Annotated in this window: 21 protein-coding genes; 8 read left to right on the top strand and 13 right to left on the bottom strand. The window is 36.2% G+C overall.

The features are described 5' to 3' along the window. Positions 1 to 289: 289 nt before the first annotated feature. The 5 genes from KKI44_RS12350 to KKI44_RS12330 all read right to left on the bottom strand — a co-directional run bounded on the left by KKI44_RS12350 (position 290) and on the right by KKI44_RS12330 (position 4,554). Positions 290 to 805, bottom strand: a complete 516-nt coding sequence (locus KKI44_RS12350) for an NUDIX hydrolase (protein WP_214587548.1) — start codon at positions 803 to 805, stop codon at positions 290 to 292. Then, the gene (xerD, locus tag KKI44_RS12345) at positions 802 to 1,716 is read right to left on the bottom strand and encodes a site-specific tyrosine recombinase XerD (protein WP_214587547.1); all 915 of its coding nucleotides are present in this window, start codon (positions 1,714 to 1,716) and stop codon (positions 802 to 804) included. The genes KKI44_RS12350 and xerD overlap by 4 nt, the downstream gene beginning before the upstream one ends. A gap of 6 nt (positions 1,717 to 1,722) precedes the next feature. Beyond that, the gene (locus KKI44_RS12340; protein WP_214587546.1) at positions 1,723 to 2,145 is read right to left on the bottom strand and encodes a deoxycytidylate deaminase; all 423 of its coding nucleotides are present in this window, start codon (positions 2,143 to 2,145) and stop codon (positions 1,723 to 1,725) included. Between the two features lie 48 nt (positions 2,146 to 2,193). Next, positions 2,194 to 2,961, bottom strand: coding sequence for an enoyl-CoA hydratase-related protein (locus tag KKI44_RS12335; RefSeq protein ID WP_214587545.1), 768 nt, complete (start codon positions 2,959 to 2,961; stop codon positions 2,194 to 2,196). 105 nt (positions 2,962 to 3,066) lie between these two features. After that, positions 3,067 to 4,554, bottom strand: coding sequence for a catalase (locus KKI44_RS12330; protein WP_214587544.1), 1,488 nt, complete (start codon positions 4,552 to 4,554; stop codon positions 3,067 to 3,069). A gap of 132 nt (positions 4,555 to 4,686) precedes the next feature. Here KKI44_RS12330 and KKI44_RS12325 point away from each other — a divergent pair, with 132 nt between their 5' ends. From KKI44_RS12325 to KKI44_RS12305, 5 genes are all read left to right on the top strand, one after another. Further along, entirely contained in the window at positions 4,687 to 5,637 is a 951-nt protein-coding gene (locus tag KKI44_RS12325; protein WP_076396233.1) for a LysR substrate-binding domain-containing protein, read from the top strand. A gap of 240 nt (positions 5,638 to 5,877) precedes the next feature. Then, positions 5,878 to 7,158 (top strand): methionine adenosyltransferase, encoded by a 1,281-nt coding sequence (gene metK / locus KKI44_RS12320; protein ID WP_214587543.1) that lies wholly within the window; start codon positions 5,878 to 5,880, stop codon positions 7,156 to 7,158. An 81-nt stretch (positions 7,159 to 7,239) separates the two neighbouring features. Beyond that, complete coding sequence (locus KKI44_RS12315; RefSeq protein ID WP_214587542.1) at positions 7,240 to 7,731, top strand: hypothetical protein; 492 nt, start codon at positions 7,240 to 7,242, stop codon at positions 7,729 to 7,731. Between the two features lie 192 nt (positions 7,732 to 7,923). After that, a complete protein-coding gene (locus KKI44_RS12310; protein WP_214587541.1) occupies positions 7,924 to 8,514 on the top strand; it encodes an RNA polymerase sigma factor in 591 nt (196 codons plus the stop codon). A 203-nt stretch (positions 8,515 to 8,717) separates the two neighbouring features. Continuing rightward, positions 8,718 to 9,413 carry a YjjG family noncanonical pyrimidine nucleotidase gene (locus KKI44_RS12305; RefSeq protein WP_214587540.1) on the top strand — a complete coding sequence of 232 codons (696 nt, stop codon included), beginning with the start codon at positions 8,718 to 8,720 and terminating at the stop codon, positions 9,411 to 9,413. Positions 9,414 to 9,467: 54 nt separating this feature from the next. Here KKI44_RS12305 and trpS read toward each other — a convergent pair whose 3' ends face one another. From trpS to ileS, 7 genes are all read right to left on the bottom strand, one after another. Continuing rightward, positions 9,468 to 10,436, bottom strand: a complete 969-nt coding sequence (gene trpS / locus KKI44_RS12300; protein ID WP_214587539.1) for a tryptophan--tRNA ligase — start codon at positions 10,434 to 10,436, stop codon at positions 9,468 to 9,470. 323 nt (positions 10,437 to 10,759) lie between these two features. Further along, positions 10,760 to 11,404: a vancomycin high temperature exclusion protein gene (locus tag KKI44_RS12295; RefSeq protein ID WP_214587538.1), complete on the bottom strand. Its 645-nt coding sequence runs from the start codon at positions 11,402 to 11,404 to the stop codon at positions 10,760 to 10,762. A 15-nt stretch (positions 11,405 to 11,419) separates the two neighbouring features. After that, positions 11,420 to 12,058: a lipoprotein signal peptidase gene (locus KKI44_RS12290; protein WP_214587537.1), complete on the bottom strand. Its 639-nt coding sequence runs from the start codon at positions 12,056 to 12,058 to the stop codon at positions 11,420 to 11,422. Next, positions 12,058 to 12,249, bottom strand: coding sequence for a DUF2683 family protein (locus KKI44_RS12285; RefSeq protein ID WP_076396253.1), 192 nt, complete (start codon positions 12,247 to 12,249; stop codon positions 12,058 to 12,060). The genes KKI44_RS12290 and KKI44_RS12285 overlap by 1 nt, the downstream gene beginning before the upstream one ends. A gap of 18 nt (positions 12,250 to 12,267) precedes the next feature. Further along, positions 12,268 to 12,513, bottom strand: a complete 246-nt coding sequence (locus KKI44_RS12280) for a DUF6576 domain-containing protein (protein ID WP_087708319.1) — start codon at positions 12,511 to 12,513, stop codon at positions 12,268 to 12,270. Positions 12,514 to 12,594: 81 nt separating this feature from the next. Next, complete coding sequence (locus KKI44_RS12275; RefSeq protein WP_002983772.1) at positions 12,595 to 12,975, bottom strand: TraR/DksA family transcriptional regulator; 381 nt, start codon at positions 12,973 to 12,975, stop codon at positions 12,595 to 12,597. A gap of 59 nt (positions 12,976 to 13,034) precedes the next feature. After that, positions 13,035 to 16,424: an isoleucine--tRNA ligase gene (gene ileS / locus KKI44_RS12270; RefSeq protein WP_214587536.1), complete on the bottom strand. Its 3,390-nt coding sequence runs from the start codon at positions 16,422 to 16,424 to the stop codon at positions 13,035 to 13,037. 563 nt (positions 16,425 to 16,987) lie between these two features. Between ileS and KKI44_RS12265 the strand changes: the two genes are divergently transcribed. Continuing rightward, positions 16,988 to 18,283: a phenylacetate--CoA ligase family protein gene (locus KKI44_RS12265; protein ID WP_214587535.1), complete on the top strand. Its 1,296-nt coding sequence runs from the start codon at positions 16,988 to 16,990 to the stop codon at positions 18,281 to 18,283. 72 nt (positions 18,284 to 18,355) lie between these two features. Further along, positions 18,356 to 18,922: an SHOCT domain-containing protein gene (locus KKI44_RS12260; protein ID WP_214587534.1), complete on the top strand. Its 567-nt coding sequence runs from the start codon at positions 18,356 to 18,358 to the stop codon at positions 18,920 to 18,922. A 56-nt stretch (positions 18,923 to 18,978) separates the two neighbouring features. Here the strand turns inward: KKI44_RS12260 and KKI44_RS12255 are convergent, their stop codons facing one another. Beyond that, positions 18,979 to 20,223 carry an NAD(P)/FAD-dependent oxidoreductase gene (locus KKI44_RS12255; RefSeq protein ID WP_214587533.1) on the bottom strand — a complete coding sequence of 415 codons (1,245 nt, stop codon included), beginning with the start codon at positions 20,221 to 20,223 and terminating at the stop codon, positions 18,979 to 18,981. Positions 20,224 to 20,322: 99 nt separating this feature from the next. On the opposite strand from KKI44_RS12255, the gene hutH reads away from it, so the two are divergent. Beyond that, positions 20,323 to 21,843 carry a histidine ammonia-lyase gene (gene hutH, locus KKI44_RS12250; protein ID WP_214587532.1) on the top strand — a complete coding sequence of 507 codons (1,521 nt, stop codon included), beginning with the start codon at positions 20,323 to 20,325 and terminating at the stop codon, positions 21,841 to 21,843. Positions 21,844 to 21,887: the final 44 nt, after the last annotated feature.

The raw sequence follows: 21,887 nt of genomic DNA, 5'->3' as shown, positions 1-21,887 counted from the left end.
AAGATATACAAAGGCGTAAACCTTATCAAAGTAATGCCATTTTTGTATTTTTTAGGTAAACGCAGTGTCTTTGCTTAGCTTACCAATTTTCAATAAGTAAAAAAATCTTTTCTTTTTCTTTGCGATAAGTTAATATAATGTTATAAATCAATTATTTAAATTTATTTCTTATTCCTAACTGAGGTTAATTTATGTTGATCATGTAAAGCAAGGGCATAAAAAAACTCCCGCAAATTTTACATATTCAGATACATCTGTAAAATCTGCGGGAGAATATATTTCAGGAATATTAAATATTCTTCAGATACTCTTCAAAAAACTTTTTCTGAGAATCAAAAGCAATGTCCTCGAGATTCATTTCTTTTAAAGGAATCCAGACTGCTTCTGAAATTTCAGACAGTTCAAGGTTCACTTCAAATTTTTCCGGAACGCGGTATTCATAAAAAAGATCAATGGTATTATAATCAATCTCTTTGTACTGATAGACGTTTGGAAGGCTCGTTAAGTATTTTAAATTTGAAATATCAACATCCAGCTGCAGCTCTTCAAAAAGTTCTCTTTTACAGGTTTCTTCTGCACTTTCCTTCGGATCTACAAAACCTCCTGCAAGATCGAGTTTTCCCTTCTTAGGATCTCTGTTTCTTCTTGTAAGATAAATTTCATCATTATATCTTATTACCACAGCTACCGCTCCGGCAACGTTGTTATATAATGTGAAACCACAGTTTTGGCAGCTCCATTTTCTTTCTCCATCCCACTGTAAAGATTCTTTGCCGCATTTGGGGCAATATTTCAATATTTTCATTGAGTTACATTAATATTTCTCGGGTGATAAGACAAGATCACATCACGCAGCTCCTCTGTTTTCAGGTGGGTGTAGATCTCTGTCGTTGTAATGCTGGAATGTCCGAGCATTTCCTGAATATAACGAAGATCTGCACCATTCTGAAGCAAATGGGTTGCAAAAGAATGCCTGAATGTATGTGGTGATATTTTTTTGCTTACACCCGCCTTGTCTGTTAATTCTTTTATAATTAAAAATACGATTACTCTGGACATCGATGTTCCGCGGCTGTTCAGGAATAAAGTGTCCTCATATTTTTTATTGATTTTACTTTTGGAACGTACTTCCTGAATATAATTTTCCAAAAGATCTGCCGTATAATCTGCCAAAGGGACGAAACGTGTTTTGTTTCCCTTTCCGTTTACCTTGATGTACTGCTCTTTAAAATTGATATTGGAAATTTTCAGATCAATAAGTTCCGAAACGCGAAGTCCGCATCCGTACAGAACTTCGATGATACACTGGTTTCTCTTTCCAAGATCAGAGTTTACTTCAATCGCACTGATGATCCTGTTGATATCGGGCAGACTTAAAGTATCCGGTAAGTAAAGTCCAAGTTTCGGACCTTCAAGCAGAGAGGCCGGATTGTCTTCACGGTATTCATCCTCCAGTAAAAATTTGAAGAATGCTTTAATGGAAGAGATCCATCTCGCCTGAGATCTTTCGCTGAATTTTTGTTTGGAAAGATTGAAAATGTATTCCTGCAGATTTTCGTAGCCTATAGTATCGGGCCCGACGTTGCCCAGATCTTCTTCTGCGTATTCTTTTAGTTTTCTGATGTCTCGAATATAGGCGTCGAGAGTGTTTTCTGAAAAGTTTCTCTCGAATCGAAGAAAGATTTCAAAATCCTTAATTTTTTCATCCCAAGTCATGTTGTGTTATTTTTTTAGTTCACTTTCCGAAATTTGCTCTATTTCAATATTGTGGTTTCTTAAAAATGATATCCCGTCGTCATCCGAATATTCATTGATGTAGACAAGTCTGGTAATTCCCGCCTGCAGAATCAGCTTACTGCATTCTTTACATGGCGAAAGCGTTAAATACAATGTTGCACCTTTTGCAGACTGCGTGGAAGCTGCTAATTTTAAAATAGCATTCGCTTCTGCATGAAGTACATACCAGTGTGTTTTCCCCTCACTGTCCTCACAGCAGTTTTCAAATCCTGAAGGAGTACCATTATAACCATCTGAAATAATCATCCTATCTTTTACGATAAGAGCTCCTACTTGTTTTCGTTTACAGTAGGAAAGTTTTGCCCATTCCTGAGCCATTTTTAGATAAGCTTTGTCAAACTTATTCATACCGCAGCATTGTTTGTTTCGAAATAATTTGTATTAAGGGTAAAAAGTTTAGAAGCTTGGCTTTCTTTTTTCAAGAAAAGCAGAAACTCCTTCTTTTTTGTCGTCCATTTCAAAAAGCTCTCCGAAATATTTAATCTCAGTTTCAAAACCTTTATCCGTGTCCGATAAGTTTACAGCATGAATTGCTTTCGAAATTGCCATTGGTGAATTGTGGGCAATAATGTTGGCTAATTCTTTTGTCTTATTTAATAATTCTTCTATTGGATACACTTCATTTACCAGTCCGATTTCTTTTGCTTTTGCTGCAGGAACCATTTTGGCAGAGAAGATCATTTCATTGGCAATACCTTTTCCTACAAGCTTCGGCAGTCTCTGGGTTCCTCCGTAACCGGGAATTAATCCTAATGTTACTTCCGGAAGCCCCAGTTTTGCATTTTCCGATGCGTATCTGATGTGGCATGCCATGGCAAGCTCAAGACCTCCGCCTAATGCAAAACCGTTTACGGCTGCAATTACAGGCTTGGTCATATTTTCAATTTTATTGAATAAAGTATTGTGTCCGTTTTTGGCAAGTTCTTCTGCCTTTTCCTGTCCAAAATCACTGAATTCTTTAATATCTGCTCCGGCAACGAAAGATTTTTCACCGCTTCCCGTAAGAATAACTACTCTGCAGGATTGGTCTGAATCTAATTCGTTCAACGCTGAACTTAATTCGCTGATCGTTTTAGCATTGAGTGCATTTAAACTCTCAGGTCGGTTTATTGTAATAATAGATATTTTATCTTCCTTATTTAATAATATATTTTCGTAACCCATTTTCCACTTTAAAATATTATTCTGTGCAAATTATGAATTTTTTATAAAAAAAAGGAAAAAATATTGATTTTTTTTCCTTCTGATTGAAATTATTGTTTAAGATACTTATTTCGTGTGGTTCATCATATTTGCATCAATAATCACATTCAATTGAGAAGCTACCTTCATGCCCAATTCAATATTGGCTCTGAAAAAATGACATAACTGTCTGTTAATGATCTCGTCTCTTTTAGGTCCTGTAATTCCTTTCATGCTTCCAACGATGTTATTTACAAGGTTTTGTCTGTCTTCGGTATTCATTGCCTTGGTATATAATAATCCGGGTTGGGTATAATGATCGTCATCATTTTCGTTTCTGTTGTAGCTTGCTACATGTGCACTGTCCAGTTCATATTCGAAACTTTTATAAGCAGGATCCGGTTTAATATCATCAAAACTGTTCGGATGATAATTCGGTTTGTCCTGATAATGGCTTGAATCTGCCATAAATCCGTCTCTCTGATAATTATTAACCGCAAAAGGGCATCTGTTAACTTCCAGCAGATGAGCATTTACGCCCACTCTGTATCGGTGCGCATCCGGATAAGAAAATAATCTTCCCTGAAGCATTTTATCCGGCGAAAAACTGATACCGTCGATTAAATTGCTTGGCGAAAAAACAGATTGTTCCACGTGTGCAAAATAATTGACAGGAACTTCGTTCAATTCCATTTCTCCGACTTCAATTAACGGGAAATCACTTTGGAACCATACTTTGGTAATGTCAAAAGGATTCCATCTGAAGTCTCTTGCCTGTTCTTCCGTCATCACCTGAATGTACATCGTCCATTTCGGGAAATTTCCTTCCTCGATGGCATTGCAAAGGTCTTCCTGAGCGAAATCCGGATTTTCCCCAGCCATTTTTACCGCTTCATCATTCGTGAAATTTTTAATTCCCTGTTTGGATTTTAAATGAAACTTAACCCAGACTCTTTCGTTCTGAGCATTGATCATAGAGAATGTGTGAGAACCGAAACCGTGCATGTGTCTGTGTCCGTAAGGTGTACCTCTGTCCGACATTAAGATCAAAACCTGATGAAGAGATTCAGGATTCAGGCTCCAGAAATCCCACATCATAGTTGCGCTTTTCAGATTGGTTTTCGGAACTCTTTTCTGGGTATGGATGAAATCCGGGAATTTTTTCGCATCCTTGATGAAAAAAACCGGCGTGTTGTTTCCAACAAGATCCCAGTTTCCGTCTTCTGTGTAGAATTTTAAAGCAAAACCTCTTGGATCTCTCGCGGTATCTGCACTTCCTTTCTCTCCGCCTACTGTGGAAAAGCGGGCAAACATTCTGCATGAATTGCCAACTTTAGAAAATAATTTTGCTTTTGTATATTGGGTAATATCGTGGGTAACCGTAAAAGTTCCGTAAGCTCCCGTTCCTTTTGCATGAACAATTCTTTCCGGGATTCTTTCTCTTACAAAATGAGCAAGATTTTCCTGCAAAATGAAGTCCTGCAGCAGTACCGGACCTCTTGGACCGACTGTCTGGGAATCCTGATGTTCGTAATAGGGAGCGCCGTTACTTAAGGTTAATTTTTTAGAATCCATAGATTTATGATTTTTGTGAATGATTTTTTAACTGCTTTTGTTTATGTAAAGGTACTAAATATCAAATTTACTTGAATTTTTAATTGCAAATGGCAAAAACATTTTATCTTTGTCATAGATAATATTAATCAGATGAACATTCAGCAACTCGAGTATCTTATCGCGGTTGATAAGTACAAACATTTTGGGAAAGCGGCTCAAGCATGCTTCATTACGCAACCTACACTAAGTGCAATGATACAGAAATTTGAGGACGAACTGGATGTGAAGGTTTTCGACAGGACAACGCACCCGATCCGTACCACAGATGTGGGGCTTCAGATCATTGATCAGGCGAAGGTGATTATAGAATCTGTCAATGAACTTAAAAATAAAGCCAATCTTTTAAACAATATTTTAGGAGGAACCATCAATATCGGAATCATTCCTACCGTTTCTTCTTTCATCCTGCCTACGGAAATTTTCAAATTTTTGGAAGAAAATCCGAAAATCCAAATGAATGTAAAAGAAATGACAACGGACAACATCATCAAAGCTTTGAAAGCTGGGGAATTGGATGCCGGAATTATTTCAACACCATATGATGCGGCAGATGAATTTTATCAGGATTTCTTATTTAATGAAGAATTAATGATCTACAGTTCTGAGAAAGAAGCCAACAAGAAAAACTCTTATGTCGTTCCTGAAGAACTGAATGTAGAAAAAGTGTGGCTTCTTGAAGAAGGAAACTGTCTGAGAAACCAATTCGAAAATATCTGTCACTTAAAAGAAAATACATTAAAGCCCAAAAACTTAGATTTTCTCGCTTCTAATATCCAGACTTTGGTTCATATGGTGGATAAAGTGGGAGGAATCAGTATTTTGCCTGAGTTGGCTCTTAACCAGCTTTCAGATGTACAGAAGGAGAATGTTTTCAGATTTAAGAAGCCTTTCCCGTACAGAGAAATCAGCATTATTTACTACAAACCAACCTTTAAGCAGAAAATTATTGATGAATTGTCGCATTCTATCAGAAATTCTTTAGAGAAAAAACTGAATTATCACGAGAATCCGAAAGAATTTGTAAGCATAAAACCGCAATAGTGTTTTATGTTAAATATCATCAAATCATCAATTTAAAGAAAAGATAATAAGTAGACAAAAATTTTGAGTATTAAAAAATAGTACTTAAATTTGCCAACGTTTACGAACGAGGAAAAATTTGACCTGATTGCAACCTCTATAAAAATATGCTAAAACAGTATTCTTTTTTAGACCTTCATTAGACAATTTATTCTTATTTTTCTTCGTATATTTTTTTAATCTAAAAACAAATAGAATAATATGTCTTATTTATTTACATCTGAATCTGTTTCAGAAGGACATCCGGACAAAATTGCCGATCAGATTTCCGACGCATTAATTGATCATTTTTTAGCATACGACAAAAACTCAAAAGTAGCTTGTGAAACTCTTGTAACAACAGGACAGGTGGTTTTAGCCGGTGAAGTAAAATCTGATGCTTATCTTGATGTTCAGACGATCGCGAGAGAGGTAATCAACGGGATTGGTTATACAAAAGGAGAATATATGTTCAACGGAGATTCTTGTGGGGTTATTTCTGCGATCCACGAACAGTCTCCGGATATCAATCAGGGAGTAGACAGAGTGGTAACGGATGAGTCTTTCGAAGCTAAAGCGAATGCACAGGGAGCGGGAGATCAGGGAATGATGTTCGGATACGCAACCAACGAAACGGCGAATTACATGCCTTTGGCTCTGGATCTTGCACATACTATTCTTAAGGAACTTTCTGCGATCAGAAGAGAAGATTCAGAAATTAAATATCTTCGTCCTGATGCAAAATCCCAGGTTACTATTGAATATTCTGACGATCATAAACCAATCAGAATCGACTCTATCGTAGTTTCTACACAACATGACGATTTCGGATCTGAAGAAGAAATGCTGAACAAAATCAGAGAAGACATCAAAAATATTCTGATTCCTAGAGTAGTTGCTTTACAGACAGAAGAAATTAAAGCGTTATTCAACGATCAGATCAAATATCATATCAATCCGACAGGTAAATTCGTAATCGGTGGTCCTCACGGAGATACAGGTCTTACAGGAAGAAAGATTATCGTAGATACGTACGGAGGAAAAGGAGCTCACGGTGGAGGTGCATTCTCAGGAAAAGATCCTTCAAAAGTAGACAGAAGTGCTGCTTATGCAACAAGACACATTGCTAAAAATCTGGTGGCTGCAGGAGTTGCTGACGAAGTTTTGGTACAGGTTTCTTACGCAATCGGGGTTGCTGAACCTTGCGGATTGTACATTAACACGTACGGAACAGCAAAAGTAGATCTTAACGATGGAGAAATTGCTAAAAAAGTTTCTACCATCTTCGATTTGAGACCTTACGCAATCGAGCAGAACTTAAAGCTAAGAAACCCGATCTATCAGGAAACAGCTTCTTACGGGCACATGGGAAAAGAGCATTATGTTGCCAGCAAAACTTTCAATAAAGGTCATAAAAATGAGCTTACTCTGGAAAACCTTGAGTTCTTTACATGGGAAAAATTAGACAAAGTAGAAGAAATTAAAGCTTCTTTCGGAATTTAATTTAAACTTATACAATATAAATAGCTGCTTTATCTTTTGATAAGGCAGTTTTTTTTATTTTTACATTAAATAAATTTGAAGATGATAAACGCCAGATTTGCAATCGCAATCCTTTCCGTATTTTTCCTGAGTACATTTGCTAAAGCCCAGTTAACCGTACATAAAATGATAAGCGTAGGATATACGTACCAAAACCAGAGTTTCGGGGAAATAGGAGGGAAGCTGCTTTTCTTAAAAAATGATGATGTTATTTACCGTTTGGGAGCTTCCGCATTAATGGGTTCTGCGCATTCCCAATTTGCTGTCATGCCTAAAATTTCAGCCGATGTTCTGTTAAATTTTGAAAAAAATGTAGATTTCAACCATTCTTACTATTTTCTGATGGGAGCGGAAGGAACCAACAAATATATTGCTCCGAAGGTAGGTGTTACGCTTTTCGGGATTCTTGATCTTACGGGAGGATATGCTTTCCCGATCGGAAACAGCGGAATAAATGGTAAGGAACTGAAGGGGATAAATGTTAATTTTACATTAAATATCCCTACTGTATTCATTCACGATATGTTTAAGTAGATTTTTTTAAATTTTTCTCGTAAAAAGTTAATAAATGGTTAACAGTTATTAAAAATTTATTATATTTACACCATAGAAAAATTGTATCCGCCTATTGATTCGACTTTACTCTGAAGAATTGTTTTGTATTTACAGCTGAAGCCAGATAAAATATCTGGAATTACAGTCAGCAATATTTATTGAGAAGAAGTTATGAAATCAAAATCGGATAGTTTACTAATTTCCCTTTACCAAAAAGGAGACGAAGAGGCGTTGTCTACCCTTATACACCGCCATCAGAGAGAGTTGTTTACATTTATTTTTTACAAAATTAATGATGAAGATTTAGCAAATGATGTGTTTCAGGATACCTTCATGAAAATTATCATTATGCTGAAGGAAGGACGCTATAACGAAGAAGGAAAATTCATTCTTTGGGCGAAAAGAATTGCCCATAATCTTATTATCGATCATTTCAGGTTAAAATCTAAAAATATGAAAGTTTCAGAAACTACTTTTGAAACGGACGAATATTCTGTTTTTGATCTTTTGAGAGAGCCTTCCGAAAATATCGAGGATCAGCTTGTAACCAATCAGATTCAGGAAGATCTTTTAAAAATGCTTCAGTTTTTGCCTGAAAATCAGCAGGAAGTAATTAAACTAAGATTTTTTGACGGGTTAAGTTTTAAAGAAATTGCGGATCATACCGACATGAGTATCAATACTACACTGGGAAGAGTGCGCTATGCTTTAATCAACCTGAGAAAAATCATGGATGAAAATAATATTATCTTAACTAGATAAATAATAATTTCTGAAAATTCCCGTTTTTAAGGAAAAACATTTTCGCCTATGAAAAAAAATGATTCCTTAAAAGTGAAAGCTTTGAAACCTAAGAAACAAACCATTGAGTTTTTACTCAACTTTTCAAAGAGCGTCGAGGTAGTGAAAGCCAAAGGCAAGAATTATCCTGTATCCAAAAATTAAAATTATTAATTTTGTGCTGTATGAAAATTCAGCACATTTTTTTTGATCTTGATAATACACTTTGGGATCATCGCCGCAATGCGTATTTAACGATAAAAGATCTTTTTGAGAAGGAAGAAATCGGGTTAAAGTACAATATCATGTTTGAAGAATTCCATTCTGTTTATCATGAAATTAATGAAAAACTCTGGGAAGATATCCGCGATGGAATTATCGATAAAGAATATCTCAGGAAACACCGTTTTTACGATACCTTTAACCATTTTGGGGTTGATGATCCGGAATTGTCGATGTATTTTGAAGAACATTTTTTAGATAAAATTCTCAATTATAATGAGCTGGTAGAAGGAGCAGAATATATTCTGGAATATCTTAAAGTAAAAAGTTACACACTGCATATTATTTCAAATGGGTTCAAAGAAGTTACGGAGAGAAAATGTATTTTATCCGGCATTGATAAATATTTTCAGACCATCACAAGCGCAGATACAGTTGGTGTAAGAAAGCCACGTCCCGAAATTTTTGAATATTCTCTGAACCTTTCAGATGCCACAAAAGAAAACAGTATTTTAATTGGCGATGACTGGGTTGCAGACGTTGTCGGTGCTCAGAATTTTGGTATGGATGTTATTTTCTTTGATGTTTTTAAGGAAAACAAAACCGAAGAAGGCTTGAAAGTAATTACTCATCTTTTGCAGATTAAAGAGTATTTATAAGAGTTTCGGCGGCACCGAAGGTGCCGCCGAAACTATATCTTAAAGCTTGGAACATTAAATTCCCAGACTTTCTCTCACTCTTTTCATCGTTTGCGTAGCAATCACTCGCGTTTTTGCTGCACCTTCCTGAAGTTTTGCTTCCAGTTCCTCAAGATTGTTCATATAATAAGAAAAAAGTTCTCTTTCTTTTTCAAATCTTGTTAAAATAAGATCCAGAAGCTCTTTTTTCGCATGACCGTAACCAAAGTTTCCGGCTAAATATTTCGCTCTTAATTCTTCAGTTTGTTCCAGAGTAGCAATTAGTTGATAGATGGCAAAAGTTTTATCGTTTTCCGGATCTTTAGGTTCTTCTAAAGTTTTAGAATCCGATTCGATGCTCATTACTTGCTTTTTCAGTTCCTTTTCAGGCAGGAAAATATTGATGATGTTTCCTCGCGATTTAGACATTTTGTGTCCGTCAACTCCGGGAACGTACTTTGTATTTTCCTGAAGTTCAGATTGAGGCAAAACAAAAACTTCACCCATCTGATTATTAAATCTGGAAGCGACATCACGCGCAATTTCCAAATGCTGAAGCTGGTCTTTTCCTACCGGAACAATTTCCGCATCATATAATAAAATATCTGCAGCCATTAAAATCGGATATGTAAACAAACCTGCATTCACATCCTGCAAACGGTCTGCTTTATCCTTGAATGAATGCGCCAAAGTTAATCTCTGATAAGGAAAAAAACATGATAAATGCCAAGAAAGTTCACAGGTTTCAGGGATGTCGCTCTGTCTGTAAAAAAATGTTTTTTCGGTATCTAATCCACAAGCAAGCCAAGCCGCAGCAATCTCGTAGGTATTCTGTTTCAGTTCTTTCGCGTCTTTAATCTGCGTTAAAGAATGCAGATTCGCGATGAATAAAAATGATTCGTTTCCTTCCTGTTTCGATAATTCTATCGCAGGAATAATTGCACCCAACAAGTTTCCCAAGTGAGGTGTTCCGGTGGCTTGAATGCCGGTAAGAATTCTTGACATTGTTTAAAATTTATATTTAAAAATTAATGAACTGCAAATTTAATTAATTCTCCCTCAGATTCCATGAATTTACAGAGATGTTTATGTTTTATTGTTTGTGGTATTCGTGAAAACATTAGTGTTATTTTGTGTTTGGAAAATTTAAACGCAAAGATTTTATTCAAAAGCTATTATTTTTAGTAGGCAAAGGCAAATAAATTTGCTGCACGAAGCTTGAAAACGGAGCTTCATCAAATCAACTTGTTGATGCTTCTTTGCATATTTAGAGAAGTAATTATTATCAAATTAAAAACTTTGCGTTAAAAATCTGCAAGAAAAAAATATTAAGGAATTAAAACCTTATCCCCGCCAAATTTCGGTTCAACTCCTAAAAGAAGATCCAGATACGCTTTTGCTTTCGCCAGATATTCTCTCAGATTCGTCTTCAGACCTGCGTATTTATTCACGTCGGGAGCATTGTATCCGAAAGCTTCCATGCCGTTTTGTTGGGCTAAAAATACCGCCCTTTCATTATGAAATTTCTGTGAAACAATAATTAATTGATTTTGCCCGAAAATCTCCTTCGCGCGTACAACAGAATCCAGTGTTCTGAAACCGGCAAAATCCAGAAAAATATTATCCTTTGGAACTCCGTATTCCATCAATGCCATTTGCATATCTTCAGGTTCATTATAGTTTTTCTGGCTGTTATCACCGCTTACAATAATGTATTTCGCCTTTCCGCTTTTATACAAATCGGCTGCCGCTTGAATTCTGTTATAAAAATAGGCATTCGGTTTTCCGTTGCTCAGTGTTTTTCCTGTTCCCAGAAGCAATGCCGTTTTCATTTTAGGAACTTCTGAGATATTGTATGATATATGGGCTTCGCTGTCTTTTTTAATGCTGTAATTCGCCCAGGCAATAAAAATAATTCCTGCAACAAAAAGAAGCAGGAAAATTTTAAAAATGTTTTTAATTAATTTTTTCATCAACAGTATATTCTTTTAAAATTCCAGACCGTTCGGAAATGCTTTTTTTCTGAAAATCAATAGTAAAGCAGCTCCCACTGTAATCGCCGAATCGGCTACATTGAAAATGTATTTAAAAAATTCTATATGTTTCCCTCCGATTAAGGGCCAGTTTTCAGGAACATTCCAGTCTACCAGCGGAAAATGCAGCATATCAACTACACAGCCTTTCATAAAAGTAGAATATCCTTCCCCGAAACTGGTGAATTTCGAAATTCCTCCATACCCGATCCATCTGTTGATGCTCTCATCATAAACTGTTCCGCTGTCAAAAATAAGTCCGTAAAACATTCCGTCAATCAGATTTCCGATTGCTCCGGCAAAAATCATTGCCATCGGAATCAGAAGATAATTGGATTCTCCCCGCTGTAACCATTTTTTAAACAAATAGATCATTCCGCCGATCAGGATAATTCTTACCAGAACCAGAAAATATTTTCCGATAATGCCTCCGAAATGAAGTCCGTAAGCCATTCCCGGGTTTTCCACAAACGTTAATTTAAATCCCGGAAATACAGAAATACTGTCATCAAGATTAAAATGCGTTTTTACATAAATTTTTGAAGCCTGATCTATTAATAAAATAAGCAAGGTTACAAATGCTATCTTCTTCATTATAATCCTTTTGGTTTGTAAGGTTTTCCTATCTTTTCGTTTCTTTTGTCAACGATCTTCTTTACCGTTTTCTCGTTGTGATGGGTATTCTTGGTATGGAATTTTTCGAACTTAATGTTCATTTCTTTCAAAACACTTTTCAGGGCAGTAAGCTCCATTGCGTTTTTGGTGTGGACTATTATGGATTCCATTTTTTTTTAATTTAAATTTTACTTTTTAGACAATTCGTCAAGTCTTTTTCTGTCTTTTGCCGACAGATCATTCACTCCGTTTTTTCCCATCTTGCTCAGAAGACGGTCGATCTCTTTTTCCCTTTCCCGTTTATCAGAATTAAACTGATCGTCAATCGTATAATTACGCTTTTCATCCGGAAAGAACCTGTTTTTAATCCGGTCTCTGTTGAAAAATGCCAATACAACGGCAACGATAATTCCTAAAATTAATAATTCGCTCATGGGTAGATATTAAAAATTAGGTTTATAAAGTATTCCTCGAAATACGATATAAACCCAAATTTATTGTAGCTAACCTTGTGGTTATTTCTGCATATTTTTCGCTTCAATGCTCAGCGTAGCATGAGGAACCGCCAACAGTCTTTCCTTCGGAATAAGTTTACCCGTTACTCTGCATACACCGTAAGTTTTGTTTTCAATTCTTATCAAAGCGTTCTTCAGGTCACGTACGAATTTCTCCTGTCTTCCGGCCAAAATAGAATTCTGTTCTTTACTCAACGTTTCAGCGCCTTCCTCAAATGCTTTGAAAGTAGGGGAAGTATCATCCGTACCGTTATTCTGGTCGTTGATAAAGCTCTCTCTGATCAGTTGTAAATCCTTTTCAGCCTTTTCTATTTTTTCCTTAATGATTGCTTTAAACTCTTGTAAATCAGCATCACTGTATCTTACTCTTTCGTCTGACATGTTCGTTTCTCTTTTTTAATAAAATTATGAAATGGAATTTGAAAAACAATAACTATAAGTTAATTTTTTTCAACATTTATCTTAAAATTAACCTCATCTATTTCGATTTCGTTAAAATTTGAAAGTGAAGATACAATTTCTATTTTATTTGACAAGACTTCGGATGAAATATATTCTTCATTTTTCTTGATGTCATCAATGAAAGGAGCGTTTTCTTCCAAAGAGATCGTAATTCTGTCCGTCAAATCGAAATCCTTCTCTTTTCGCAGGTTCTGAACTCTGTTGATGAATTCTCTTGCGATACCTTCAGATTTTAATTCATCTGTTAGCGTCAAATCTAATGCCACAGTGGTTTTTCCGTCGGAAGTTACCGTCCATCCCGGAATATCTTTTGTGGAAATTTCCACATCTTCCGGTGTGATTTCGTAACCCTGCACATCAATTTTTCCTTCTTTTTCCAAAGTGGAGATATGTTCTGCGGTGAAATTGGTAATTTCTCCACCCACCGTTTTCATGTCTTTTCCTAATTTTGGACCTAAAGCTTTGAAGTTCGGTTTGATCTGTTTTACAATTAAATGCGACGCTTCTTCAGCATTAATTAACTGTAATTCTTTAACGTTTACTTCCTGCTTAATTAAATCTGCAACCGCAGAAATCTGCTCTTCCGTTTTCTTATCCAAAACAGGAATCAACACTCTTTGAAGAGGTTGTCTTACTTTCAAACTTTCTGCACGTCTGATGGAAAGAACTAAACTTGTTATCGTCTGTGCTAAATGTGTTTTTTCAACCAGATCTGCATCAATTAAACTTTCATCAGCAACAGGGAAATCCGTTAAGTGGATCGATTCCGCAGTTTCTTTTCCGGTTACTTTATTTAAATCCTGATACAACTGATCCATAAAGAACGGAGCGATTGGCGCAGATAATTTAGCAACCGTTTCAAGACACGTATATAAAGTCTGGTAAGCTGAGATTTTATCTTCAGAATAATCTCCTTTCCAGAAACGTCTTCTGCAAAGTCTTACGTACCAGTTGGATAAATTGTCATTCACAAAAGTATTGATCGCTCTCGCTACTCTTGTCGGTTCGTAATCTTCGTAGAATGCTTTAACTTCTTTAATTAACAAATTCAGCTCAGAAAGAATCCATCGGTCGATTTCCGGTCTGTTCTCAACTTCTTTTTCAGAATAATTAAATCCGTCCACATTCGCATACAACGCAAAGAATGAATACGTATTGTACAATGTTCCGAAGAATTTTCTTCTCACTTCATCAATTCCTTCGATGTCGAATTTCAGGTTTTCCCACGGATTTGCATTGGAAATCATATACCAACGTGTTGCATCCGGACCGTAAACCGCTAAAGTTTCAAACGGATCTACCGCGTTTCCTTTGGATTTTGACATTTTCAGCCCGTTTTTGTCTAAAACAAGCCCGTTACTCATTACATTTTTATAAGCAACAGAATCAAAAACCGCTGTTCCGATCGCATGAAGCGTATAGAACCAACCACGAGTCTGGTCAACACCTTCCGCAATGAAATCTGCAGGGAACGCTTTATTATTATCAATTAATTCTTTGTTTTCAAAAGGATAATGCAACTGCGCATAAGGCATTGAACCGGAATCGAACCAAACGTCGATCAGGTCGCTCTCACGCTTCATTGCTTTTCCTGAATCTGAAACCAGAACGATTTTGTCTACAATGTTTTTATGCAGATCCACAGACGCATAATTATTCTCAGACATATCTCCGATGATGAAATCCTTAAACGGATTTTCAGTCATCAATCCTGCTTCTACAGATTTTTCAATCTCGTTGTATAATTCTTCTACAGATCCGATGATCTTTTCTTCCTTCAGGTCTTCTGTTCTCCAGATTGGCAAAGGAATTCCCCAATATCTTGAACGGGAAAGATTCCAGTCGTTTACATTCTCAATCCAGTTCGCAAAACGTCCTTCTCCTGTAGATTTCGGCTTCCAGTTGATTTCTTTGTTTAAATCTACCAAACGGTCTTTTACAGCCGTCATTTTCACAAACCATGAATCCAGAGGATAGTATAATACAGGCTTGTCTGTTCTCCAGCAATGCGGATAGCTGTGAACATATTTTTCTACTTTAAAGGCTTTATTTTCAGTTTTCAGCAAAATTGCCAGTTCCACATCCCATGATTTTTCGGGTGCAGTTCCTTCATCGTAATATTCGTTCTTGATGTATTTTCCTGAGAATAATTCAGGAACATTTTCTCCCTTGATAAATCTTCCCTGTAAATCTACCAGAGGAACAAGATTATCATTTTCATCTTTTACCAACATGGGCGGAACTCCGGCTTCTTTTGCCGCTTTCGCATCATCTGCACCAAAAGTAGGCGCAATGTGAACAATACCTGTTCCGTCTTCAGTTGTTACAAAATCTCCTAAAATTACTCTGAAAGCTTTTTCAGATGTGTCGTTTGGCGTAAACCATGGAACCAACTGTTCGTATTGCGTTCCGGTTAATTTTTCTCCGGTAAATTCTTTTAAAATCTGGTAAGGAATGGTCTTGCTCTCCGAAGTATAATTTGCGAAGTCTTCATCAGTTCCTTCCGCATATTTTTTTCCGAAATTTTTATTCAGAAGAACTTTTGCCAGAACTACAGTTACCGGCTGAAAAGTATACTGGTTAAAAGTTTTAACCACAACATATTCAATATCTCTTCCTACAGCCAAAGCTGTATTGGAAGGCAAAGTCCATGGTGTTGTCGTCCATGCAAGAATATTTACATCTCCTTCAACATCATTAAACAGATCGGTAGATTCTTTTTTTACTTTAAACTGTGCAACAATCGTAGTATCCGAAACATCGTGATACGTTCCCGGCATATTTAACTCCGCAGAAGAAAGTCCGGTTCCTGCTTTTGGAGAATACGGCTGAATCGTGTAACCTTTATACAGCAAATCTTTGTTGTACAATTGTTTCAGAAGCCACCAAACCGTTTCCATGTATTTTGATTTGTACGTGATGTACGGATCATCAAGATCTACCCAATATCCGATTTTTTCAGTAAGGTTATTCCATACATCTGTATAACGCATTACCGCTTCACGACACGCTTTGTTGTAATCCTCAATCGAAATTTTTCTGCCAATATCTTCTTTAGTGATTCCTAATTCTTTTTCCACACCAAGCTCTACCGGAAGTCCGTGCGTATCCCAACCCGCTTTACGGAAAACCTGCTTTCCGTTCTGGGTCTGATAACGACAGAAAATATCCTTCAACGCTCTGGCCATTACGTGGTGAATTCCGGGCATACCGTTTGCTGAAGGCGGACCTTCATAAAACACAAACTCAGGTTGCCCCTCACGAATCTCAACACTCTTATTGAAAGTTTTATTCTGCTTCCAGAATTCTGCGATGTTCTCGGCTACGTCAATAAGGTTGAGGTTTTTGTACTCTTTAAATTGGCTCATTGTAATATATCAATATCGTTGATTAATTAAGTTGGCAAATTTACTAAAATTTGTCGGTTTATAATATATGTTTTATTTTGATATTTCCTATTAAAAACTTCTGTTTCAGAAAAATAAATGAAAAGATTAATTTTTTGTGAACAATCAGGGGTTGATTATAAACTTTTGAAGAGTTTTTTAAACACAGATAGCACGAATGTTTTCACAAATACTGCGGATTTCTTATGGGTGTTTATCGATAGGGGCGGGCTTTAGCCCGCTTCAATAGTAGTATTTCAAATTGGTTTTAACCGAAACTTACATTTTTGTTTATAAATTAAACGCAAAATTTATTTAATAAGCGATATTTCCAGGCTTCGCGAAGCAAATTATTTGCCTTTACCTTCTAAAATAAAAAAAATACAGAACAGGAACTTTGCGTTAACACTTATCGCAAAATGCTTTTCAAGAATAATAAAAACAAGTCATCATCGAAATCTGCAGGAAAATAAATCTGCATAATCGGCAAAACCTGCGACAAATTAAAATAAACTAATAAATTTGTCCTTTAAAAATAAAAACCATTGGACTTTTATCCATCCATCGAAAGATCAGACATTCAGGAAATAAAAAAGTTTCAGGAGCAAAAACTTCAGGAGCTTTTGGCTTATCTTGAAACTTACTCGCCATTTTATCAAAGATTATTCAAAGACAGCAATATCAATATTGCTGATATTCAGACTTTGGAAGATTTGCAGAAAATTCCGAACACGACGAAGAACGATATTCAGCAGCATAATGATGATTTTTTCTGTGTGACTCCCGATAAAATTGTGGATTACAGTACGACTTCAGGAACACTGGGAGATCCTGTAACATTCGGATTGTCAGATAACGATCTTGAAAGATTAGCGTACAACGAAGCTATTTCCTTTGCGTGTGCAGGAATCAAAAAAGGAGATGTAGTACAGATGATTACCACGATCGATAAAAGATTTATGGCGGGACTTGCCTACTTTTTAGGGCTTAGAAAAATGGGAGCAAGCGTAGTAAGAATGGGACCGGGAATTCCCGAACTTCAATGGGATTCTATTTTCAGATACAAGCCGAAATATTTAATCACCGTTCCGTCTTTTTTGCTAAAAATGATCGATTATGCCGAAAAACACGGAATTGATTATAAAAATTCAAGTGTTCATGGAGCTGTGTGCATCGGAGAAAGTATCAAAAATCAGGATTTTACCGATAATATTCTTTCACAGAAAATTAAAGAAAAGTGGGATATTAAACTTTTCTCAACCTATGCTTCGACGGAAATGAGCACCGCTTTTACAGAGTGTGAAGAACAAGTTGGCGGACATCACCATCCGGAATTAATTATCACCGAAATTCTTGATGATGAAGGAAATCCCACGAAAGAAGGCGAAAGCGGAGAATTAACGATCACTACGTTGGGCGTTGAAGCGATTCCGTTGCTGAGATTTAAAACAGGAGATATTGTAAAAGCACATTATGAGCCGTGTAAATGCGGAAGAAATACGATGAGGTTGGGTCCTGTAATCGGACGAAAACAGCAGATGATCAAATACAAAGGAACCACATTATATCCGCCTGCGATGAATGATATTTTAAATGATTTCAATAAAATTCTCTGTTATCAGATTGTTATTCAGTCGAATGAAATCGGGTTGGATGAAATCATCATTAAAGTAAGCACAGACAGCGATTCCGAGAGTTTTGTAAATGAAGTAAGAGATCATTTCAGAGCAAAATTAAGAGTGAGTCCGAAAATTGAACTGGTAGATTTTGATGTTTTATCTAAAACGGTATTTAACCCGAACAGCAGAAAGCCGATTGTCTTTTTAGATTTACGAAACTAAAAATAACGGAGATTACGGGATGGCGTAAGGTTATCGCTTTCTTAGAAATTAAATTTGGGAAAAATTTTAAACATGAAAAAAATAATCTCAATTTTAATCTTTCTTTTTACATTGATCTGTCATGCTCAACATGAACCAAAGTTCGAAAATGATACTTTAACGACTTCAACAGGATTTAAAGTCTATGAAGGGCTTAGTATAAAAATAGGAACAGGCTCAATGAATGACGGGGATTTTAAGTTTATCAGGACAAATGCATCGTCACTTTTCAATTATTATTCAACAACAGGATATCAGGGATTGGCAAATCAGGCGAATTCATTTCGAAGAAGCAATTCAGGTCTTACTTTTAAAGTTAAAAAAATAATGACCAGAGGAAATAAGAAGAACGGATATGTGTATTATGCGAAAATCGGTCAAAGTTTAATTAACTATGAAATGGATGTTGAAAATGCAATTAAATCGGGTGAAATTGTTGTTCCCGAAGAATTTTTACCTAAAACAAAAAATCAGATTCAGGAAATTATAAAAGAATCAAAATACGATAAACTTAAAAAAATTAAAGAGCTGAAAGATTCAGGAGTTCTTTCCGAAGAAGAATTTCAAAAGGAGAAAGAAAGAATCATGAGCGAAAACTGATTTAGAAATCAATTATTCAAATAAACAAAAACGGTCTGAAAATCTCAGACCATTTTTTATGCTTGTTGTTTTTCTGTCTTAATAAATTCCGCCAGATTTTTAATTGCCGTATCATGAATTCTCACAAAAGTATTCTTCTTGTTCCAGACATAACCCGCCAAAACTGCACAGATTTTTCTCTTCACATCAGGATTTTCCGGCTGGTGAAAAAATAATTCCTGAAGATTTCCGGTGTACCATTCTTTTACATACGTTGTGAAAACATCAACTCCGTATAAAATATAGTCTGCAAATTCCTTTTGCCAGTCTACTTGTTCGCCGTTCAGTTGTCTTAAGGCTAATTTTGCAGCGGTCATTCCGCCTTCTGTGGCAAAAGCCATTCCTGAAGAGAAAACCGGATCTAAGAATTCCGAAGCATTTCCTGTTAAGGCAAATCCGTCTCCGAATAATTTTTTTACCGAGCACGAATAATCTTTCAGATGTTGAGGTTCAAAAAGAAAATCTACATCCCCGAAACGTTTTACATAATAATCCGAAAGGGAAATGGCTTTTCTCAGAGCTTCTGCTGTATTGCCGTTTTCAGAAAGTTTATCAATAAAATCGGTTGGTCCTACAATTCCTACACTTGTGTTTCCGTTGGAGAACGGAATTACCCAAAGCCAGACTTCCGTTTCGATAATATCAAAAGAAATTAAAGTTCCTTCCGTACCTTCTTCCCGGTTAATATCTTTTACATGAGAAAAAATCGCAGAATGAGGAGAAAGTTTTGAAGGTTTTTCTAAATCTAAAAGTCTCGGTAAAACTCTTCCGTAACCGCTGGAATCGATCACAAATTTTGCATGAATTTCTTTTATTTCGCCGTTCTTATTTTTTACAGTCGTTACAGAATCTGTTCCGTTGAACTCAATGCCGATCACTTCCGTTTCAAATTCAAGGTCAATTCCTTTATTAATGACTTCCTGAGCCAAAACATTATCAAAATCCGCTCTCGGAACCTGCCATGTCCAGTCCCATCCTTCCCCGAATTTATTGCTGAAATCAAAAATGCAGACTTCGTTGCCTCTTAAAAAACGTGCTCCCAGTTTCTTCTCAAAGCCCATTTTATCCAGAGCAGGAAACAGTCCGGCTTCATCAAAATGATCCATCACACGAGGAATCAGGCTTTCTCCAACAACCAGTCTTGGAAATTTTGTTTTTTCAACAACTTTCACGTTGACGTTGTTCTTCTTTAAGTATGAAGAAGATACGCAGCCAGACGGTCCGGCGCCGATTACAAGAACGTCAACAAATTCTTTGCTCATCTTTGATTTTTTATTTTAATAATAACTTCTATCTTTGCCGCAAAATTAATGACAATTAATTAATAATTACAAAATTATCTATTTATTACTTTTTAATTAATGAAAATAAATAACTTTTTAGAACTGAGTGACTTTAAGAAAGTCATCATCAACAATGAGAAAATAGAACTGGATGATACACTTCTTGCCAGAGTGGATGAGAGTTTTCAGTTTTTAAAAGAATTTTCAAAAAATAAAGTAATATATGGGGTGAACACGGGTTTCGGACCCATGGCGCAGTTCAAGATCAGCGATGAAGATACCCATCAGCTTCAGTATAATCTTATCAGAAGTCATTCTTCGGGGATTGGAAATCCGCTTCCGGCAGACGAAGCAAAAGCCTGTATGCTGGCAAGACTGAATACCTTATCATTAGGAAAATCGGGCGTTCATCATTCTGTAGTAAATTTACTTAAAGAATTAATAAACAGAGATATTACGCCGCTTATTTTTGAACATGGAGGCGTTGGCGCAAGCGGAGATCTGGTTCAGTTGGCGCATCTTGCGTTGGTACTAATCGGGGAAGGAGAAGTTTTCTACAAAAGAGAAAGAAAATCAACGAAAGAAGTTTTTGAAATCGAAAACTTACAGCCGATTCAGGTAGAAATCCGTGAAGGTTTGGCTTTGATGAACGGAACTTCCGTGATGTCCGGAATTGGAGTCGTTAATGCGCATAAAGCGAATCAGTTAACTGATATTTCAATCAAATTATCTTGTGCGATTAACGAAATTGTTCAGGCTTATGATGATCATTTATCTGAAGTGCTGAACGGAACCAAACTTCACGAAGGACAGCAGAAAATTGCAGAAAAAATGCGTGCTCATTTGTTTGACAGTCAATTAATCAGAAAAAGAGCCGATCATTTATATACTCACTTTGAAGAGCAGGAAAAAGTTTTCAAGGAAAAAGTTCAGGAATACTATTCTTTACGATGTGTTCCTCAGATTTTGGGACCAGTTCTGGATACGTTGGAATATACGGAAAAAGTATTGGAAAACGAGATCAATTCGGCGAACGATAATCCGATCATCAATGTGGAAGATCAGCACGTTTACCACGGCGGAAATTTCCACGGCGATTACATTTCCCTTGAAATGGACAAGCTGAAAATTGTGGTCACCAAATTAACAATGTTGGCAGAAAGACAATTGAATTATTTACTGAATTCTAAAATCAACGAAATTTTGCCTCCTTTTGTCAATTTAGGTAAATTAGGATTCAATTTCGGAATGCAGGGTGTTCAGTTTACGGCTACTTCCACAACCGCAGAAAGCCAGATGTTATCAAACCCGATGTATGTTCACAGTATACCTAATAATAATGACAATCAGGATATTGTAAGCATGGGAACCAATGCAGCGGTCATCTGCAGAAAAGTAATCGAAAATGCATTCGAGGTATTGACGATTGAAGCCATTACCATTGTTCAGGCAATAGAATATCTTGGTTTTCAGAATAAAATTTCATCAGCAACCAAAGAACTGTACGATGAAATAAGAAAAATAATTCCGGCTTTTTCTGATGATATGGTAATGTATCCTTATCTGGAAGAAGTGAAGAAATATTTAAAGGCAATGTAATTTTTTAAGGAAATTAATTGTCATACTTAAGGAAAGAAAATATA

Source organism: Chryseobacterium sp. ZHDP1 (assembly GCF_018603435.1).
Classification (GTDB): domain Bacteria; phylum Bacteroidota; class Bacteroidia; order Flavobacteriales; family Weeksellaceae; genus Chryseobacterium; species Chryseobacterium indicum.
This window is presented reverse-complemented; position numbering and strand designations above follow the sequence as displayed.

What these genes read in the sequence shown, in the direction of transcription:
- KKI44_RS12350 (WP_214587548.1), bottom strand. Translation starts at nt 805, where the DNA reads ATGAAAATATTGAAATATTGCCCCAAATGCGGCAAAGAATCTTTACAG.
- xerD (WP_214587547.1), bottom strand. Translation starts at nt 1,716, where the DNA reads ATGACTTGGGATGAAAAAATTAAGGATTTTGAAATCTTTCTTCGATTC.
- KKI44_RS12340 (WP_214587546.1), bottom strand. Translation starts at nt 2,145, where the DNA reads ATGAATAAGTTTGACAAAGCTTATCTAAAAATGGCTCAGGAATGGGCA.
- KKI44_RS12335 (WP_214587545.1), bottom strand. Translation starts at nt 2,961, where the DNA reads ATGGGTTACGAAAATATATTATTAAATAAGGAAGATAAAATATCTATT.
- KKI44_RS12330 (WP_214587544.1), bottom strand. Translation starts at nt 4,554, where the DNA reads ATGGATTCTAAAAAATTAACCTTAAGTAACGGCGCTCCCTATTACGAA.
- KKI44_RS12325 (WP_076396233.1), top strand. Translation starts at nt 4,687, where the DNA reads ATGAACATTCAGCAACTCGAGTATCTTATCGCGGTTGATAAGTACAAA.
- metK (WP_214587543.1), top strand. Translation starts at nt 5,878, where the DNA reads ATGTCTTATTTATTTACATCTGAATCTGTTTCAGAAGGACATCCGGAC.
- KKI44_RS12315 (WP_214587542.1), top strand. Translation starts at nt 7,240, where the DNA reads ATGATAAACGCCAGATTTGCAATCGCAATCCTTTCCGTATTTTTCCTG.
- KKI44_RS12310 (WP_214587541.1), top strand. Translation starts at nt 7,924, where the DNA reads ATGAAATCAAAATCGGATAGTTTACTAATTTCCCTTTACCAAAAAGGA.
- KKI44_RS12305 (WP_214587540.1), top strand. Translation starts at nt 8,718, where the DNA reads ATGAAAATTCAGCACATTTTTTTTGATCTTGATAATACACTTTGGGAT.
- trpS (WP_214587539.1), bottom strand. Translation starts at nt 10,436, where the DNA reads ATGTCAAGAATTCTTACCGGCATTCAAGCCACCGGAACACCTCACTTG.
- KKI44_RS12295 (WP_214587538.1), bottom strand. Translation starts at nt 11,404, where the DNA reads ATGAAAAAATTAATTAAAAACATTTTTAAAATTTTCCTGCTTCTTTTT.
- KKI44_RS12290 (WP_214587537.1), bottom strand. Translation starts at nt 12,058, where the DNA reads ATGAAGAAGATAGCATTTGTAACCTTGCTTATTTTATTAATAGATCAG.
- KKI44_RS12285 (WP_076396253.1), bottom strand. Translation starts at nt 12,249, where the DNA reads ATGGAATCCATAATAGTCCACACCAAAAACGCAATGGAGCTTACTGCC.
- KKI44_RS12280 (WP_087708319.1), bottom strand. Translation starts at nt 12,513, where the DNA reads ATGAGCGAATTATTAATTTTAGGAATTATCGTTGCCGTTGTATTGGCA.
- KKI44_RS12275 (WP_002983772.1), bottom strand. Translation starts at nt 12,975, where the DNA reads ATGTCAGACGAAAGAGTAAGATACAGTGATGCTGATTTACAAGAGTTT.
- ileS (WP_214587536.1), bottom strand. Translation starts at nt 16,424, where the DNA reads ATGAGCCAATTTAAAGAGTACAAAAACCTCAACCTTATTGACGTAGCC.
- KKI44_RS12260 (WP_214587534.1), top strand. Translation starts at nt 18,356, where the DNA reads ATGAAAAAAATAATCTCAATTTTAATCTTTCTTTTTACATTGATCTGT.
- KKI44_RS12255 (WP_214587533.1), bottom strand. Translation starts at nt 20,223, where the DNA reads ATGAGCAAAGAATTTGTTGACGTTCTTGTAATCGGCGCCGGACCGTCT.
- hutH (WP_214587532.1), top strand. Translation starts at nt 20,323, where the DNA reads ATGAAAATAAATAACTTTTTAGAACTGAGTGACTTTAAGAAAGTCATC.